Genomic DNA, 16,413 nt, shown 5'->3' with positions numbered 1-16,413 from the left:
ACTCACACTCCACACTCGCACTGCTATTTCTTGGCGTCAGCAGCAGGAGCAGCAGCGTCGGTCTTGCCCTTCTTGGCAACTTCCGGCTCTGCAGGTGCAGCCACAACTTCAGCAGCAGGCTCTTCCTTGATCGAGACAACGTGAGCAACGGTCGCATCTTCGGCATCGAGGAACTTGATCGAACCGGAGTGCGGTAGATCGCTGACGTGAATGGCGCCAAACAGAGCCAGTTCGCTGACATCGACATCGATGTGGCTTGGAATTTCACTTGGCAGGCACTCGATTTCCACTTCGCGCAGAACCTGGTCGAGCATGCCGCCTTCCATCTTCACGCCCACAGGAACGCCGATCAGGCGCACAGGTACGCTGGCCTTCATCGCCTTGTTCATCGCAATGCGCTTCAGATCGATGTGCAGTAGGGTGTCGCGGATCGGCTCATACTGCCAGTCAACGATCATGACCTTGGCCAATCCATGGCCGGCAATGTCGACGTCGAAGATGGTGTTATGGCCGGACTCGGAGTGCAGGATCCGCAGAATCTGCTTGGGGTCGAGCTCAACGGCTACCGACTCTTGTCCCGCACCGTAAACAACCGCAGGAATCTTGCCGGCAACACGCACCTGGCGCGCTGCATTCTTGTTGAACTTGCCATTGGCCGGCACTACGCGGGGCTTGGCGATCACTGTTTCAGGCATGAACTTGTCTCATTCTCTCTCGGGCACTGTAAGTAGAACCAGCTCCCTTTGTTCGGCTAGTGATGAGTAGCGAGTGATGAGTGATGAGCGGCCTGATTTTCCGCTCTGAATCACTAACCACTAACCACTGACCACTGGCAGCTCAGTTAAACAACGAGCTAACGCTCGTCTCCATATGAATGCTCTCGATAGCCGCGCCCAATAGCCCGGCAATCGAAAGCACCTTAATCTTCGACAGCTTCTGCGCTGCTTCCCGCAGAGGAACTGTGTTCGTCACCACCAACTGCTCAAGCCGCGAGTTGGAGATGCGGTCGATAGCCGGCCCGGATAGTACCGCGTGGCTGGCACAGGCATGAACCGCAATCGCCCCATTGGCCAGCAAAGCATCTACCGTCTTGACCAGCGTTCCCGCTGTATCCACCATGTCGTCGATCACCAGGCAGGTCCGCCCGCGTACATCGCCGATCACGTGCATCACTTCCGAAACATTCATCTCCGTCCGGCGCTTATCCACAATCGCCAGCGGAGCCCCCATCTTGGTGGCAAAGAATCTTGCCCGCTCCACACCGCCCGCATCGGGCGAAACCACGGTCAGGTTAGGCAGGTTCAGCTCCCGGAAGTGGCTTACCAGCACCGGGCTGGCAAACAGGTGATCCACCGGAATATTGAAAAAGCCCTGAATCTGCGCCGCGTGCAGATCCACAAACAGTGCGCGGTTGGCGCCGGCCGTGGTTAACAGGTCGGCAATCAACTTGGCGCTAATGGCTACGCGCGGACGGTCTTTTCTGTCCTGCCGCGCGTAGCCGTAGTACGGTACTACCGCCGTGATGCGCGCCGCAGAGGCCCGCTTCAGAGCGTCAATCATGATCAGCAATTCAAGCAGGTGCTGATCGACCGGAAAACATGTGGGCTGGACGAGAAATACATCGGTCCCACGCACATTTTCGAGCAACTGAAAGTACACCTCGCCATCGGCAAAACGCTGGAGTTTGCTTTCCCCCAGCTTGGTGCCGACAAAGCCGGCAATCTCTTCGGCCAGAGCGCGATTGGCGGTTCCAGAAAAGAGCTTGAAGCTCTTGTCTTCCCCCAATCCCCGGCTCCGCTTCCGTTCCGAGGCCAGTTTGGCCTCTTTCATCTTCGGACTGCCTTCGGCGGTTACTGCTGCTGTTTCTTCCGGTGTTGCCAATACCACTGCCGACTCTTCCTGCTTCATTCAAACTCCTCCCAAGCTGTTTGGCTTTGGTTGGGGCTCCTCATCTGAGGAACTTACCTGCGGATTCTTGAATTTTCCCCGGCGCATGTTGAGCCCCGGAGGTCTTGGCTGGGCGACTAGGATTCGAACCTAGACAAAGTGCGTCAAAGGCACTTGACCTACCATTAGTCGATCGCCCAACAGTCGAACCGTAACGACCGCCAGCCAGTTTCAACGCTGGGCTGGACACCCGTCAAACTTAAGATTGCTGAAGCATTTGGCGCCAGTAGGCTGAGCGGGGCAGGGTGCGAGTCAGTAAGCTATGCACTCCGATTCCACGCAACCGTTCGCGGGCTGCTTCGGCGTCCCCTTGGCCTCGGTAAAGGCCAAAGAGTGCTGAACCGGATCCGGACAAGGACGCATGGAGGGCCTGCTCCGGGGTTTCGGAGGCCGCAAGAGTGCGCTTGATCTCGCTGAGAAGGGGATGCTGCAGAAAGACAACACGTTCGAAGTCGTTCGCTATCCCGGTGCGGACAAGCGCGGACACCTGAGGTCCCGCTAGGTCCTCGCCCAAGGCAAGGACACCGGAGAAGCCGTCCCGTGCGGTTGCTCCTGTGAGGGAGCTTGCATAGACGCGGCTCAACTCACTTAGTTTAGCCTCACTTGCCTCTGCGGTCAAACCGTCCCGGACACAGAGCGCGTCCCAGTCGCGAAAAGCCTGCGGCGTCGACACCCCCACCGACGGAATCGCCACTACACACCAGGGCGCTTCCGAACCCTCAAAAAGATCCGGCATCGGGAAAACCGACTGCCCCCGATCTAACCCCAAAACCGCTCCACCAATCAGAAAAAGCGGCACATCCGACCCAACTTTGGCCGCAAGCTGCAACCGCTCCGCCGCCCAAGTTGAAAAGAAGTCTGGGTGCCCCACCCTCGCCACGTCGTTGTTTTTGTGGCTAGGGTGGGACGAGTGGCTGGGCTCAGAGGGGGAAATCCCCAGCTCCGCCTCAAGCCCAATCAGCGCCGCCACAGCGTTCGCCGAACCCGCCCCCAACCCACCCTGAATCGGCAACTGCTTCTCAATATGGACGTGGATCTCAGCCGAAATCCCCAGCGCCTGCACCGCCAGCGCCACCATCTTCCAGGCAGTATTCCGCCCGTCGACAGGCACCCGCCGCTCATTCGAACTGAGCCGAATCGTGGTGACAGCAGCCCGGCGCGCGGACACAGTCACCCAGTCATGCAGCTCCAGCGTCTGGTAGAGCGTGACAAGACTATGAAACCCATCCGCCCGGGGCGCACCGATCCCCAGGCCGAGGTTGATCTTCGCATGGGAACGAACCGCTGTCGGCATCTTCTCCAGTTTACTTTGCTCCAGGACCGGGAGAGGACCCTTGGCTTGGGAGCGGCGCGCATGAGGACTGTTTACCCATGTACGTACGCATAATCGTGGCAAGATCTCGCTTCATCAATGACACCCGTCCGGACACATCCACCAGCATCCCGATCCTGTTGGACAGGTCACTGATCGAAATCTTTACCATGGGGTCCGAGCTCGATGTCAGAGCTGCGACTTCGCGCTGCCGTGTCGCTGAAGAGGATGCATCGAGGAGACCGGATTGGACCCACCCGGCCTTCAACTGCTCTAGCCGGGTACCGCGCGACGGATCTTCGTTGGCGGGGACCTCTTGGAGAAAGTGCAGCACCGCGGGAGGATAGGAACTACTCAGCACTGGAGTCGCGTCGAACAGCGGAGCAAGCATGTTTGGCACTCGTCCGACCGCTCCATTGGGCCCGTTTTGCTTCCTGTTCGCGATGACGGAGAAAATGGTCGAGGCAACTCCGGCACCAATCCCGAAACCATCCCCGATGTTATTCGTCCTGCTACCGAGGTTGCTGAACTGAGTGGCACTGATCATGGCTCCAGCCGCTGATCCAGTGATCAACGCAGCAGTGTTGAACTTCGCCACCGTATTGTCCCGTTTTGCTTGCAGCGACGTGCGCAGGTTCGACAACTGCCCCTGCTCACTGGCAATCTCTGCGAGAACACTATCCACGTCCAAGGTGGCTGACTGCACTTCTTCCAGAAGCTCCTGACGAATCGTCAGCTCTTCCATGGTTGCGGGCGAACCACATCCTCTCTGCGTCTGCAATGCCGCAAGTGTGTGCAATTGCGGCTGTAGTCCAAGGATGCGCGCCGTTTGATCCGGCACCGATGAACTCAGGGATTTGGCAGTTGGAGGTTCCACTGGTAATGCCGCTTGTCCCCAACCAAGCTGAGCGGCTGAAAAGATCGTGGCTAGGATCATCCATCGAGACATGCGCGAACTCCTCTTCGATGCTGAGACTTCAGTCCAATCGCTGGCTTCCGGTTCGATGTCCGGAGCCGATGCAATGATTCTCCCTTATGCTCGTTCGGCAAGTTTCGACCTAATAGGCAACGCACGAAAGAAGCAGGAGATTCCTATTGGCGTTCCAGCCCGATAGCCCTGTGGATCCATCCCGCAAGCAAAAATTAGCGCCAGGGTGAAAAGAAAGGAATGCATTCTGCGCCAATGGCTGATCAGTATTTCCCCTCACCTATTGTCTTGAAACCGCGCACGGCTAAGTTAGCGACAGAATAATTTTTCTTTTTGAATACAACACTTAGCTGCCTGAGCGTCTCCAACTGTCAGAACTATAAAAGGAGATCCATGCGTAAACTTATTGCTGCTGCACTCGTCGCCGCCTCCGCCATCCTCGCACCCAGCCTCCAGGCCCAGGCCCCGGAAAAGATTGTGCACCGCATCGAAGCAGCGCACGCCGTCCTGCATGAGCTCATGAACACCCCCGACAAAGGCATTCCGTTGGACATCGCATCTTCAGCGCAGTGCGTCATCGTCGTTCCCAGTTTCAAGAAGGGTGCTTTCGTCTTCGGCGGTGAATATGGCCAGGGCATAGCCACCTGCCGCACGGCCCGCGGCTGGAGTGCGCCCGTGATGGTTCAGATGGCAGGAGGTAGCTTCGGATTTCAGATCGGCGGCCAGTCGACCGACCTCGTCCTGATCGGCCGCTCCCGCAAGAGCCTCGACCACCTGCTCAAGGACAAAGTGAAGCTCGGCGGGGACGCTTCCGTAGCCGCCGGCCCCGTAGGCCGCAGCTCGCAGGCATCAACCACTGAGTTGGCCAACGCTGAGTTCCTGTCCTACTCTCGCAACAAGGGTGCCTTCGCAGGCATCGACCTGCAGGGCGACGAAGTCAACCAGAACGTCAAGGACACAGAGGCGTTGTACGGCCATAAAGTGGCGTTCCAAACAGTGCTTGCCGGCGGAGTACCGACCCCGGCCGTAGCCGCCCACTTCGTCCGAACCGTCAATGAGCTCTTCCGCAAAGGCCGCGCTCACTCTGGTAAATAAATCACGAGCGGCTGGGTGCTCATATTGTGCTCGCTCAGTCCCGGCCGCTTTACACTAAATCAGCCATGCCGCTGCCCTTGCCATCGCCGATCCTCCCCATGCTCGCCAAGCGAGTGGATGAAATCCCCTCCAACGCAGATGCCTGGAGCTTCGAGCCGAAGTGGGACGGCTTTCGCGCCGTGATCTTTCGCGACGGCGATGACCTGCTCATCCAGAGCCGCGATGGCAAGCCGCTCGACCGCTACTTTCCAGAGCTTCGTGAACCTCTGTTGGCTCAGCTTCCTCAGCGCTGCGTCCTCGATGGTGAGATCGTCATCGCACGCGACGGCGGTTTGGACTTCGACTCTCTGACATTGCGTATCCATCCAGCTGCATCACGGGTAAAGACGCTGGCGGCGCAATCGCCTGCATCGGTTGTCTTCTTCGACCTCCTCCAGCTGAACGAGCGCGACTTGCGCAATGAGCCCTTCGCAGCTCGGCGTGCCGAGCTCGAAAGAATCGCTGCAAATCTGAACCCTCCACTGCACCTCACCCCCGCAACGCGCGACCGCGCCATCGCGCAAGACTGGTTCACGCGCTTCGAAGGTGCGGGTCTTGATGGCGTGATCGCCAAGCCCATCACCGGTCCGTATACGCCCGACAAGCGCACCATGCTCAAGATCAAGCACGAGCGTGACTGTGACTGCGTGGTCGCAGGCTTTCGCTGGCACAAAGATGGGGATGGAACGCTGGTCGGATCGCTCCTGCTGGGCCTCTACGACGGGGAAGGAAAACTTCAGCACGTCGGCGTCTGCGCCAGCTTTACCGCTGCCAAACGCAAAGAGCTGGTAGAGTTCCTCCAACCGTATCGAGAAGATGCTCTCAGCGCCCACCCCTGGAAAGCCTGGAAAGAAGAAGAGGCCCAGGCCAGCGGTCGCATGCCCGGTGGCCAGTCACGATGGAGCGCGGGCAAAGACCTGAGCTGGGAACCCGTGCGCATCGAGCTTGTCGTCGAGGTAGCCTACGAACACATGCAGGGCGATCGCTTCCGCCATCTCGCTCACTTCCGTCGCTGGCGTCCCGACAAGGCGCCGAAAGACTGCACCTACGAGCAGCTCGAGGTCGTCCCGCCCCAGGAACTGATGAGCATCTTCCCCGAACGGACATAAGTTCAGTTTGGCTATTTGCCTTCGCGCCACTCCCGCGTCGGGTCGTCATCCGGATCAGGAACTCCCTGCGCGGGCCGCGACTCCTCAGGCACATGCCGCAGGTTCACGCGAATGCGATACCACACATACGCCGACCCGCGCATGCGATCCACCAGCACATCGTCCGGAGCCAGCAGAGCCGCAGCTTCACCGTGCTGCGTCTTCCATCGCTCCAACCCAGCCTCAGCAGCAGCTTTATCTCGGGACTGCGCCACCACGATCAGCGGCACCGTAGGCTGCCGACGGCCCTTCTTCGCGGGCAAAGCTGCAGAATCGGACTCACCGCCTTCGGCCTTCTCAATCTCCTTGCTCTTGGCAGATTTTTCCTTGGCAGCACCGCGCGCTTTGGAAGGTTGCACCCGCGCCGGCTCGCCCTCCATCTTGCGAAAGTGCGGCGGCCACGGAGCATCCCCCAGACCCTCCGCTTCATCGCGTGCAGCCAGCTCCAGCAGCGCATCCAAAGTACCGGCATGATCATCCATCGCAGCATGCAGATCGCCCAATCTGGCAAAGCGGTCCGGCACCGTCAGCACAGTAAATTCCGCAGGGTCACACGTCATCACTTCATCCCAACGCAGCGGAGTACTCACACGCGCATCCGGCAGAGGCCTCACCGAATAAGCAGAACAGGTCGTCCGGTCCTTGGCATTCTGGTTGTAGTCCACAAAGACGCCATGCCGCTCCTCTTTCCACCACTTGCTGCTCGCCAGCGAACAGCGCCTCTCCACCGCGCGAGCCAGCGCCAGCGCCGCCCTGCGCACCTCGGTAAAAGTCCACTTCGGCTCAATGCGTATGTTGATGTGAATGCCGCGAGACCCGCTGGTCTTCGGCCACGCCACCATCCCAAGCTCGTCCAGCAGCGCCTTCACTTCCATCGCAACCGCACGCACATCTTCCCACCCCACACCGGGCTGCGGATCGAGATCCACGCGCAGCTCATCTGGATGATCGAGATTGGCTGTGCGCACTGGATGCGGATGCAGCTCCATACAGCCCAGGTTCACGATCCAGGCCAGCCCCGCGGCATCATCCACCACCACCTCATCCGCCGTGCGCCCTGAAGGAAAAGACAACGTGACAGTGCGCATCCATTCCGGCAAATCGGTCGGAGCGCGCTTCTGATAAAACGGCTCTGCCTCCGCGCCATTCACAAACCGCTTCAGCACCACGGGACGATCCACAATCCCACGCAGCGCACCCGGCGCCACCGACAGAAAGTACCGCACAATGTCCAGCTTCGTCAGCTGCACACCGCGCGTAAAGTACGGCTTGGCAGGGCTGCTAACACGTACCGTCCGTCCCGCCACTTCCAGCAACTCAGCATCGTCCGCCTTCGCCATCCGATTCGTCCCTCAAACCATTGAGATGCAATTCCGATGCCTCGCAATGGTGCATGACATTCTAAGGGAGCGAGGAGACACTCGCATTGCAGACCAGTATCCTCAACACAGTAACTCGGAGAAGCGATGAAGATTGCAAGTTGGAATGTCAATTCGATCAAGGCACGACTGGAACTCGTTGAAACCTGGCTCAAGGAGCAGACGCCGGACATCCTGCTTCTTCAGGAACTGAAAGGCACCGACTTTCCCGCGGAAGTCTTTCTGGCGCTCGGCTACGAGAGCGTGGCCGTCACTCAGAAGGCGTATAACGGCGTTGCAATCTTGTCGCGCCTGCCCCTTGAAACAGTGAACAGGAGCCTCGCCGGATCCGACATCGACACCCACTCTCGCTTCCTTGAAGTGATCGTCGGCGACTTCCGTGTCGTCAACATCTATCTCCCAAACGGCAATCCGGTGGGGACGGAAAAGTTCGAGTACAAGCTCGATTGGATGGACCGGCTTCACGTTCAAATGAGGCAATGGCTGACAAGCGACATTCCCACCATCATTGGCGGCGATTTCAACGTCATCCCGGAAGACATCGACTGCCACAAGCCGGCTTCCTGGCTCGGAGACGCCCTGTTCCAACCCGAAACTCGGAGCCGTTACCGGGCATACCTTGACCTCGGATATACAGACGCATTCCGCTCGCTTCACCCCGATGAAAAAGGGCAATTTACCTTCTGGGACTACTTCCGGCAGGCCTTCGAACACAATCGAGGCATCCGAATCGACCACTTCCTGACATCCCCATCCTTGGCAAGCCGACTAAAGTCCTGTGAGATCGACAAGGGGCCAAGAGCCCAACCGAGGCCTTCGGATCACACGCCGATCACGTTGACGCTGAGTTGATGGAATAGCCACAAGAAATTCGTATCCGTACTTTCCGTGACGACAAAAATCTCGCTCTATGGACACATGATCGTCAAGCCATTCGTCGATACACCCCATGCGTCGGCCTGTGCAGTATCGTCCTGAAACTGCCCTCTACCGGAACATGCCTCAATCCACCAGCTTGCGCGTCAGGTAGACGTATGTCTCCGCATACGTCCTCGCCTGCTGCTTCAGATCCGCCCCCGCCCCGTGGCCGCCTTCCAGAATCTCGTCGAAGTAAAACGGCTTCTTGAACTCCTCCATCCGTGCCGCGAACTTGCGCGCATGGACCGGCCCCACGCGATCATCCTTCGTCGTCGTAAAGATCAGCGGCTCGGGATAGTTCTTCGCAGCGTCAAGGTTGTTGTACGGCGAAAGATACGCCAGGAACTTCCTCTCCTCGGGCACCGAGATCGACCCATACTCACCAATCCACGAAGCGCCCGCAGCGATGTGCTCGTAGCCCAGCATATCCAGCAGCGGCACCTGGATCACCACCGCATTCCACATATCCGGGTGCTGGTTAAACTCAACACCCATCAGCAGCCCGCCATTCGACCCGCCCATGATCCCCAGGTGCTTCGGCGAAGTAATCTTGCGCGCAATGAGGTCCTTGCCCACTGCGGCGAAATCGTCATAGATCAACTGGCGATGCGTCTTCAACCCAGCCTCATGCCAAGCCGGACCGAACTCTCCGCCACCGCGAATATTCGCCAGCACAAACACCCCGCCGCGCTCCAGCCAAAGCTTGCCCATCACGCCCGAGTAGCTCGGTGTCTCCGAAACCTGGAAGCCGCCATACGCGTTGATCAGCGTAGGATTCGAGCCGTCAAACTGGATCTCCTTGCGATGCACAGCGAAGTACGGAATCTTCGTCCCATCCGTCGAAGTTGCCTCAAGTTGCTCCACCACATCCTTCGAAGCATCGAACTGCGCCGGGAGCGTCTTCACCAGCTTCAGCGAGCCAGTCGCGGCATCGCCCAGCTCCAGCGAAGTCGGCGTCAAGAAACCCGTCAGCACCAGGAAGAACTGATCATCGGACTCGTTTGTGCTCACAATGCCGACCGTCTGGTTATCCGGCACGTCGAGCTTCTTGCTCACCCACTTACCCTTCTCCCAAGTGAACCGGTAAGCGCGCCCCTGCACATGCTCCAGCGTCGTCAGGATCAGATGATTCCGCGTCACGGAAACGCCCTGCGCAAACTCCTTCGCTGTCGGTTTGAACACGACCGTAGGCTTCAGATGAACCGGATCACCCTCAACCGCCTTCAAGTCAAACGAAACCACCGTCCCCTGCGCAAACTTCTTCGTCCCACCCTCCGGCGTCCAGTCCTGGTTCAACGTCACGATCAGCTGCCCGTCAAGCAATCCGCCCAGCGAAGCCTTGTGCGGCAACCCGATCAGCTTCACACCACCCGGCGTCACAATCGAATGCTCAAAATCAAACGTATTCAGCGGCCGGAACATGAGAACGGCCTTGTGCCCCTGCGCATCGTTCAACACAATCGGGCTCACGCCATAGCCACCGTCCGACTCGTCGCCGCGATAAATCTCCTTCGCCTGACCAATAGGCTCGCCACGCTTCCACTCCTTCACGATGAACGCATACCCGGACTTCGTCAGCGTCCCCGGACCCCATTCGCCCGCGATCAGCAGCGTGTCTTTATCCACCCACGCAATGCGCTTCTTGCCCGTCGGTAGCGTGAATCCGCCATCGACAAACTTCGCTGCCTTCAGATCGAACTCGCGATCCGTCGTCGCATCCTCGCCGCCAGCCGAGAGCGCCGTCAGGCAGATGCTGTCACCCGGATAGAGGCAGTTCAATCCCCGAGCTACCCAACGCTGGTTGTCCTTTTTAGCGAGTGCATCGTAGTCCAGCACCGTCTCCCAATGTGGCTGCGCCGTCTGGTAGTCCGCCAACGAAGTCCGCCGCAGAATACCGCGCACATGATCCGCATCCTGCCACGTGTTGTAAATCGTCCCATTGCGGAAGCCGGGCATCGCCAGCTTGTCCTTCGACTCCAGGATCGCCAGCGCCTCGCCCTGAAACTGCCCAAACCGCGGATCAGCCTCCAGCACCTTCGCCGTCCGCGCATTCTCCGCCTTCACCCAATCCATCGCCCGCTCGCCGTGCACATCTTCCAGCCACTGATAGTTGTCCGGCTTCTCTGGAACTTCCTTCACAGGCGTAACCTGGGCAAGGCCAGCAAGCGAAGTGGACAGGCAAAACGCAGCAAATACGCCAGCAGCAGGAACAGAGCGAAGGGAAATGCGCATGGGGAGGAAAGCTCCAGGAAGGGAATGGGACGTACAGGACTAACCGAAGCCTACGGCATCCAGCCGCGCAGAAACAACAGAATTACCGCCGCAAGCATTCGCAATTCGAACCGATGGAAAGGACGTGGGCGATATCATGTCCCAAAGCCGATGACAAACCTTCCGACCATTTCGCGCTCCGTCTTTCTCTCGTTCAGCACCAGCATCGCCCTGTTGGCCACCACCTGCGCACCAGTCTTCGCCCAGGAAGGCAAACCCCTCCCCTACATGGACGAGCAACCCGTCCGCTCAAAAAACGGCATGGTCGTCAGCGTCCACCATCTCGCCTCGGACGTGGGAGTGCAGATCCTGCAGGCCGGCGGCAACGCCGTTGACGCAGCCGTAGCCACAGGATTCGCTCTGGCAGTCGTGCATCCGGTTGCTGGAAACATCGGCGGCGGCGGCTTTCTGCTCCTGCGCACCCACGACGGCAAAACCACTTTCATCGACTTCCGCGAACAGGCCCCCCTCGCCGCCACCGCTGACATGTACCTCGACGACAAGGGCAACGTGCTGCCCGGCAATAACCTCCAATCCAGCGTCACCGGCTACCGAGCCATCGCCACCCCCGGATCCGTCGCCGGTCTGGCCTACGCAGAAAAGAAGTACGGCAAGCTCGGCCTCGCGAAAGTCATAGCTCCCGCCATCAAGCTGGCCGAAGAAGGCTTCGCACTCACTGAAGAAGAAGCGCACCTGATGCACTACCCCGGCCTGGCGCTCTTCCCGGACACCAAACGCATCTTCCAGCGCGACGGCCAATACTACGCAGCCAACGAAGTTTTCAAGCAGCCCCAGCTGGCACAGACGCTGAAGCGCATCTCCGTTAACCCAGACGACTTTTATCACGGCAAGCTCGCCCAGGAGCTCGTCGCCGACCTCAAGAAAGGCGGCGGCCTCATCACGCTCGATGATCTCGCCCAGTACAAGGTCGAGGAGCGCACTCCCGTCATTGGCACCTTCCACAACTTCACCGTCATCAGCGCTCCCCCGCCGTCTTCCGGAGGAGTGGTGCTGCTGTCGGCCCTCAATATCCTCGAGCCCTACGACCTGACCAAGATGGGCGACCGCTCCCCCGCATGGATTCATGTCGTGACAGAAGCCTATCGCCGCGCCTACATGGACCGCAGCGAGTACCTCGGCGACCCGGACTACAACCACATGCCCGTCGCCGAAATGACCAGCAAGAAGTACGCCGACGCCTGGCGCGCCAGCATCACCGACAAGGCCACCCCCAGCGATGCCCTGCACCGTCCCGAAGGCTTTCTGCCGCCCGCACCGAAAACACCCGGCACACGTAAGGACTCGCAGGACACGACGCACTACTCCGTCGTCGACAAGGACGGCAACGCCGTCAGCGTGACCACTACGCTCAACAACGCCTTCGGTTCGGACGTAACAGCTGGCTCGCTCGGCTTCCTGCTCAACGATGAAATGGATGACTTCGCTGCCAAGATGAATACACCCAACATGTATGGCCTCATCCAGGGCCCGGCCGACGCCATTGCACCGCGCAAGCGCCCGCTCTCTGCGATGACGCCAACGATCGTTCTCGAAGACGGTAAACTGCGTTACGTCCTCGGCACCCCCGGCGGTTCCCGCATCATCACCGTGGTAGCCAACATCTTCCTCTCCGCAGCCGAGGGCGGCCTGAACATCCAGCAGGCCGTCGACGCACCGCGCTTCCATCACCAGTACCTTCCGGATAAGGTCGAACTCGAACCCGGCTTTTCGACGGAGACGCAGGAAGCGCTCAAGAGCGAAGGCTACGATCTGCTCATCCACACCAACCACTGGTCCAACGGCGAATGCATCGCCATCGACCCCAAAACCGGCGAACTTCTCGGCGGCCAGGACCATCGCAGCGGCTACGGCAAAGCCGCCGGTTACTAGCGCGTACCCTTTTGATTCACGGAGACTTCTACAATCCTTCGCCCCGAAAATGCGACAATACCTTCAGCGCCTGGCTGCATCCAATCGGGCAGGGGAACGAATTTCTATGCTGCGATGTCTATCGACACACATTTTTCTGAAAGAACGCCTGCATCCCGGCCTGCTTGAGCTGGCCAGCCGTGCCGGTGCGCAGGGTGTCGAAATCTTCGCCGCACGGCAGCACTTCGACTACACCAGCCGCGAACACGTGCAGGAGCTGGCCAGCTGGTTCGCCTCCAACCCGCTCGAGTGTTGGTCCATGCACGCCCCGCTCTACCCCGACCGTGAAATGGGCCGCGCCGGAGCCCCGGCGGTGAACCTCCTCCACCCGGAAAAATCCCGCCGCATCGACGCCATGGATGAGGTCAAGCGCGCCCTCGAAACCGCCGAGCACATCCACTTCAAGAACCTCGTCGTCCATCTCGGCGAACGCCACGACACCTGGTCTCCGCGGGCACAGGAACACGCCATGACCGCACTCGAGCACCTCGACGCCTTCGCCCGCCCGCTCGGTGTGCGCCTGCTCGCAGAGAACATCCTCAACGAGCCCGCCACGCCCGAGCACCTGATGGAGATCTTCTCCATCGGCCACCTCACCCGCATTGGCGTCTGCCTGGACACCGGCCACGCCCACATCGCCTCCAGCGTCGCCGACGCCATCAGCATATTCGGCAGCCGGATCGTCTCCGTCCACACCCACGATAACCATGCCGTCCGCGATGAACACCTTTGGCCTGGCGACGGTACCATCGACTGGACAAAAACGAAGGCTGCGCTCAAGGCCTTGCCCGAGCCGCCCGCCTGCGTCCTCGAAATTCACCACGCGCTAGCCGAAACGCCCGCCTCGATCACCGAGAAATCCCAGGCCGCCTTCGATTTCTTAGCAAGCTGATCGAGAGCTGTCCGGCGCCATCAGGTAAGACCTACCTGGACCCCACAACGGTCGGCTTGGCAACAGTTACATTGACTGCAGTCTGAGCCGTCAGCCCGTCCCCCGTGGCGGCGACCGTCAGCGCCGCAGCCCGCAGCGCTGCATCGGCCGTAGCCTTCAGCGTGAGTGTTGTGCTCTCGGAGGAAGTGCCCGTAGCGCTCAGGGAGCTGCTGCTCCACGATGCCGAAACACCCGCCGGCAGCCCCGAGACGGCGAGCGTAATCGGCCCCGAAAACGATCCGCCAGTGTTCACCGTGATCGAGAGCTTCGCAGTCTTCCCCTGCGGCACAGTGACCGATCCCGCCGAAGCGGTGATGCCGAGCGTGGGCGGCACCTTCACCGTCAGAGCAGCCGAAGCCGTCGCCGTCATTCCATCGCTTGTCCCTGTCAGCACAATCTGCGATCCTCCCGCCGCTGCAGCACTGGTGGCAGTCAACTTCACGGTCACGCTGGAGCCGGGTTTCGCACTCGCCGGCGAAACAGACAGCGAAACCCCAACCGCCCCGGTAGCCTTGATCGCCACCGAATCCGAAAACCCACTACTCCCCGCAATTGCGACCGTAAAGCTCATCGAGTTCCCTCGAATCAGCGTGAAAGCTGTGCCCGAAGGCGCGATCGTGAAACCCTTCTTTGGGGGTGGAGGTGCGGCAACACCCGGCCAGACACTGGCCAGCACACTTACGTCCACTGAACCAAGCCCGGTCGCCAGATTATAAGAAGCGCCGCTTGCCGTGAATCCGTTCACGCCCGGAACCGAGTTGTTCCCGCTCGGCGTTGCGTGGAATGGATTTGCACTCGCACTGAGCAGGCCATAGAGAATTGGATTGGCATTCCCCTGCCCTGCACCTGACAACTTCTGCAGCACCACCGCCATGATCCCGGCAAACGAAGGCGAAGAAGCCGACGTACCCCCGATGACGTACCAATTGCCGTTCATGCAAATCAGGTATCCATCATGCACAGCGGCAGAAAGCGACACATCCGGCACCGCCCGCATCCCGTTGCTCGACGCTCCCGAAATGCCTTTCTGCCACCCCGGCTGCGTGTAAGTTCCACTGATCCCGCCACCCGAAGCCCACAACCCCGACCCGCCGTCACTAGCGCTTTCATTCCAAACCTTCTCCGGAATATACCCACGCGCCGAACCATTTCCCGCACCGTTCCCACTGTTCCAGTAGGTAGTCGCGTTGTTCCCCCCGTTGATCTCGTTGAACTCCGTCCCGCCCACGCAGGTTGCATAGGTCGAGCTGCAAAGCCCGTTCACAGCCGCCTTCGAACCCTTCGCCAAGGACCCACGCTCGCAACCCGCCGCTCCACTGTCGCCCGATGAGACAAAGCTACTGATGCCCTCGCTCGCCGCCTGCTGCCAGAGATTGTTATAGAAGGCCATCTCCGCCGAGCCCATCTCTGCCTCGCAGCTTCCGAAGCTTGTACTCATCAACGGCGCAACCTTGTTATTCACAATGTACTGCGCCGCTAGATCGACACCGTCTGTCGTTGCCGTCGATCCAGCAGCCACATACTTCACCGACGCCCCCGAGGCGACCCCGCCAGCCCACTCAACATCCAGCGTCGCCTCATCCTGGTCCCCGGCAATCTCGCCCGGGTTGGCGCCGTCATACGTGATCGTCGGCACTGTCGCCGTCGACAGCCCGGCGTAGCTGCGAAACGTGCTCACATCCCCCAGGCTGATCGCCGAACGCCCCACAATGGCAATCGACACTCCGCTCCCATTCTTGCCCGCCGCATACAGCGGATTGAGGTCATAAATGGTCGCGAAATCTGCGGGAAAGAGATAGTGCGAGCTGCCCTGCGTGTTCGCCGGTGCAGCTACCAGTCGAACTGCCCGAGTCGCCGATACGCGCCGAAAATCATGCAGCGACAACACCCCCGCCACCACCGGCGACAGCGCCTTCGGCACCTGCGGGTCTTCCGAGTTCGCGAGATGCGCCACCCCGCCCGAAACATAGCGGTGGAGGTTCGTATGAAAGATATCCGCCACCTGCCTGGCACTGCCAGAAAACACAATCACATTGCGCCCCGCAGCAACCGGCTCAACGGTAAACCCATGCCCGGCCAGCCACCGGATGATCTGCGCAAGATCCCCATCCGAAGCCCCAAACCGGCCACCAAACTCAGCCGGCGTAAGCCACCGGTGATACAACGGCGAACCCGGCTCCTGCTGCGCCTCGGTCAACGCATCCAGCTCCGCTTGCTGCGCCGCAGACCGCTGCAGCACCAGCACCATCCGCTCCAACCGCGTCTCCGGAGCGACCTCGCCACGATCATTCTCCGCCCGCACGAGCGGATGCACGTTCCCCTCCAGCGTCACCACCTCAGACTCGACAATCGGCCCGCGAATTCGATCTGCGGCAACCCGGATCTGAGATACCGCCTGTCCAAAGCCCTCAGAAACCAGCGCCAGCGTAAGAACAGAAAGAATGAAAAGTAAGAACGTCTTAAGAGTGCGAAGCATCAGCAACCTTCCAGCGAAGAATTCAGCCCGCCATCTCGAA

General features: G+C 59.9%; 12 protein-coding genes and 1 tRNA gene. 5 read left to right on the top strand and 8 right to left on the bottom strand.

Annotated elements, in window-relative coordinates; all coding sequences use genetic code 11:
• Nucleotides 1-23 precede the first annotated feature (23 nt).
• The 5 genes from AC5S27_RS24635 to AC5S27_RS24615 all read right to left on the bottom strand — a co-directional run bounded on the left by AC5S27_RS24635 (nt 24) and on the right by AC5S27_RS24615 (nt 4,208).
• Nucleotides 24-695 carry a 50S ribosomal protein L25 gene (locus AC5S27_RS24635; protein WP_493937212.1) on the bottom strand — a complete coding sequence of 224 codons (672 nt, stop codon included), beginning with the start codon at nt 693-695 and terminating at the stop codon, nt 24-26.
• Between the two features lie 142 nt (nt 696-837).
• Nucleotides 838-1,908 carry a ribose-phosphate diphosphokinase gene (locus AC5S27_RS24630; RefSeq protein ID WP_493937211.1) on the bottom strand — a complete coding sequence of 357 codons (1,071 nt, stop codon included), beginning with the start codon at nt 1,906-1,908 and terminating at the stop codon, nt 838-840.
• A 105-nt stretch (nt 1,909-2,013) separates the two neighbouring features.
• Nucleotides 2,014-2,087 (bottom strand) — tRNA-Gln (locus AC5S27_RS24625).
• Nucleotides 2,088-2,146: 59 nt separating this feature from the next.
• A complete protein-coding gene (locus tag AC5S27_RS24620; RefSeq protein WP_493937210.1) occupies nt 2,147-3,241 on the bottom strand; it encodes a 4-(cytidine 5'-diphospho)-2-C-methyl-D-erythritol kinase in 1,095 nt (364 codons plus the stop codon).
• Nucleotides 3,242-3,251: 10 nt separating this feature from the next.
• On the bottom strand, nt 3,252-4,208 hold the full coding sequence (locus AC5S27_RS24615) for a hypothetical protein (protein ID WP_493937209.1): 957 nt from the start codon (nt 4,206-4,208) through the stop codon (nt 3,252-3,254).
• 372 nt (nt 4,209-4,580) lie between these two features.
• On the opposite strand from AC5S27_RS24615, the gene AC5S27_RS24610 reads away from it, so the two are divergent.
• Entirely contained in the window at nt 4,581-5,282 is a 702-nt protein-coding gene (locus tag AC5S27_RS24610; protein WP_493937208.1) for a lipid-binding SYLF domain-containing protein, read from the top strand.
• Nucleotides 5,283-5,347: 65 nt separating this feature from the next.
• Nucleotides 5,348-6,430 carry an ATP-dependent DNA ligase gene (locus AC5S27_RS24605; protein WP_493937207.1) on the top strand — a complete coding sequence of 361 codons (1,083 nt, stop codon included), beginning with the start codon at nt 5,348-5,350 and terminating at the stop codon, nt 6,428-6,430.
• Nucleotides 6,431-6,441: 11 nt separating this feature from the next.
• Here the strand turns inward: AC5S27_RS24605 and AC5S27_RS24600 are convergent, their stop codons facing one another.
• Nucleotides 6,442-7,809 carry a DNA polymerase domain-containing protein gene (locus tag AC5S27_RS24600; RefSeq protein ID WP_493937206.1) on the bottom strand — a complete coding sequence of 456 codons (1,368 nt, stop codon included), beginning with the start codon at nt 7,807-7,809 and terminating at the stop codon, nt 6,442-6,444.
• Nucleotides 7,810-7,935: 126 nt separating this feature from the next.
• On the opposite strand from AC5S27_RS24600, the gene AC5S27_RS24595 reads away from it, so the two are divergent.
• Nucleotides 7,936-8,700, top strand: coding sequence for an exodeoxyribonuclease III (locus AC5S27_RS24595; protein ID WP_493937205.1), 765 nt, complete (start codon nt 7,936-7,938; stop codon nt 8,698-8,700).
• Nucleotides 8,701-8,850: 150 nt separating this feature from the next.
• Here the strand turns inward: AC5S27_RS24595 and AC5S27_RS24590 are convergent, their stop codons facing one another.
• Nucleotides 8,851-10,998: a prolyl oligopeptidase family serine peptidase gene (locus AC5S27_RS24590; RefSeq protein WP_493937204.1), complete on the bottom strand. Its 2,148-nt coding sequence runs from the start codon at nt 10,996-10,998 to the stop codon at nt 8,851-8,853.
• A 150-nt stretch (nt 10,999-11,148) separates the two neighbouring features.
• Here AC5S27_RS24590 and ggt point away from each other — a divergent pair, with 150 nt between their 5' ends.
• Both ggt and AC5S27_RS24580 read left to right on the top strand, forming a co-directional pair.
• Nucleotides 11,149-12,927, top strand: a complete 1,779-nt coding sequence (ggt, locus tag AC5S27_RS24585) for a gamma-glutamyltransferase (RefSeq protein ID WP_493937203.1) — start codon at nt 11,149-11,151, stop codon at nt 12,925-12,927.
• A gap of 106 nt (nt 12,928-13,033) precedes the next feature.
• On the top strand, nt 13,034-13,858 hold the full coding sequence (locus tag AC5S27_RS24580) for a sugar phosphate isomerase/epimerase family protein (RefSeq protein WP_493937202.1): 825 nt from the start codon (nt 13,034-13,036) through the stop codon (nt 13,856-13,858).
• A gap of 31 nt (nt 13,859-13,889) precedes the next feature.
• Here AC5S27_RS24580 and AC5S27_RS24575 read toward each other — a convergent pair whose 3' ends face one another.
• Nucleotides 13,890-16,373 carry a protease pro-enzyme activation domain-containing protein gene (locus AC5S27_RS24575; protein ID WP_493937201.1) on the bottom strand — a complete coding sequence of 828 codons (2,484 nt, stop codon included), beginning with the start codon at nt 16,371-16,373 and terminating at the stop codon, nt 13,890-13,892.
• Nucleotides 16,374-16,413: the final 40 nt, after the last annotated feature.

Source organism: Acidicapsa borealis (assembly GCF_059115245.1).
This window is presented reverse-complemented; position numbering and strand designations above follow the sequence as displayed.

What these genes read in the sequence shown, in the direction of transcription:
- AC5S27_RS24610 (WP_493937208.1), top strand. Translation starts at nt 4,581, where the DNA reads ATGCGTAAACTTATTGCTGCTGCACTCGTCGCCGCCTCCGCCATCCTC.
- AC5S27_RS24590 (WP_493937204.1), bottom strand. Translation starts at nt 10,998, where the DNA reads ATGCGCATTTCCCTTCGCTCTGTTCCTGCTGCTGGCGTATTTGCTGCG.
- AC5S27_RS24575 (WP_493937201.1), bottom strand. Translation starts at nt 16,373, where the DNA reads ATGCTTCGCACTCTTAAGACGTTCTTACTTTTCATTCTTTCTGTTCTT.
- ggt (WP_493937203.1), top strand. Translation starts at nt 11,149, where the DNA reads ATGACAAACCTTCCGACCATTTCGCGCTCCGTCTTTCTCTCGTTCAGC.
- AC5S27_RS24605 (WP_493937207.1), top strand. Translation starts at nt 5,348, where the DNA reads ATGCCGCTGCCCTTGCCATCGCCGATCCTCCCCATGCTCGCCAAGCGA.
- AC5S27_RS24595 (WP_493937205.1), top strand. Translation starts at nt 7,936, where the DNA reads ATGAAGATTGCAAGTTGGAATGTCAATTCGATCAAGGCACGACTGGAA.
- AC5S27_RS24635 (WP_493937212.1), bottom strand. Translation starts at nt 695, where the DNA reads ATGCCTGAAACAGTGATCGCCAAGCCCCGCGTAGTGCCGGCCAATGGC.
- AC5S27_RS24615 (WP_493937209.1), bottom strand. Translation starts at nt 4,208, where the DNA reads ATGTCTCGATGGATGATCCTAGCCACGATCTTTTCAGCCGCTCAGCTT.
- AC5S27_RS24630 (WP_493937211.1), bottom strand. Translation starts at nt 1,908, where the DNA reads ATGAAGCAGGAAGAGTCGGCAGTGGTATTGGCAACACCGGAAGAAACA.
- AC5S27_RS24600 (WP_493937206.1), bottom strand. Translation starts at nt 7,809, where the DNA reads ATGGCGAAGGCGGACGATGCTGAGTTGCTGGAAGTGGCGGGACGGACG.
- AC5S27_RS24620 (WP_493937210.1), bottom strand. Translation starts at nt 3,241, where the DNA reads ATGCCGACAGCGGTTCGTTCCCATGCGAAGATCAACCTCGGCCTGGGG.
- AC5S27_RS24580 (WP_493937202.1), top strand. Translation starts at nt 13,034, where the DNA reads ATGCTGCGATGTCTATCGACACACATTTTTCTGAAAGAACGCCTGCAT.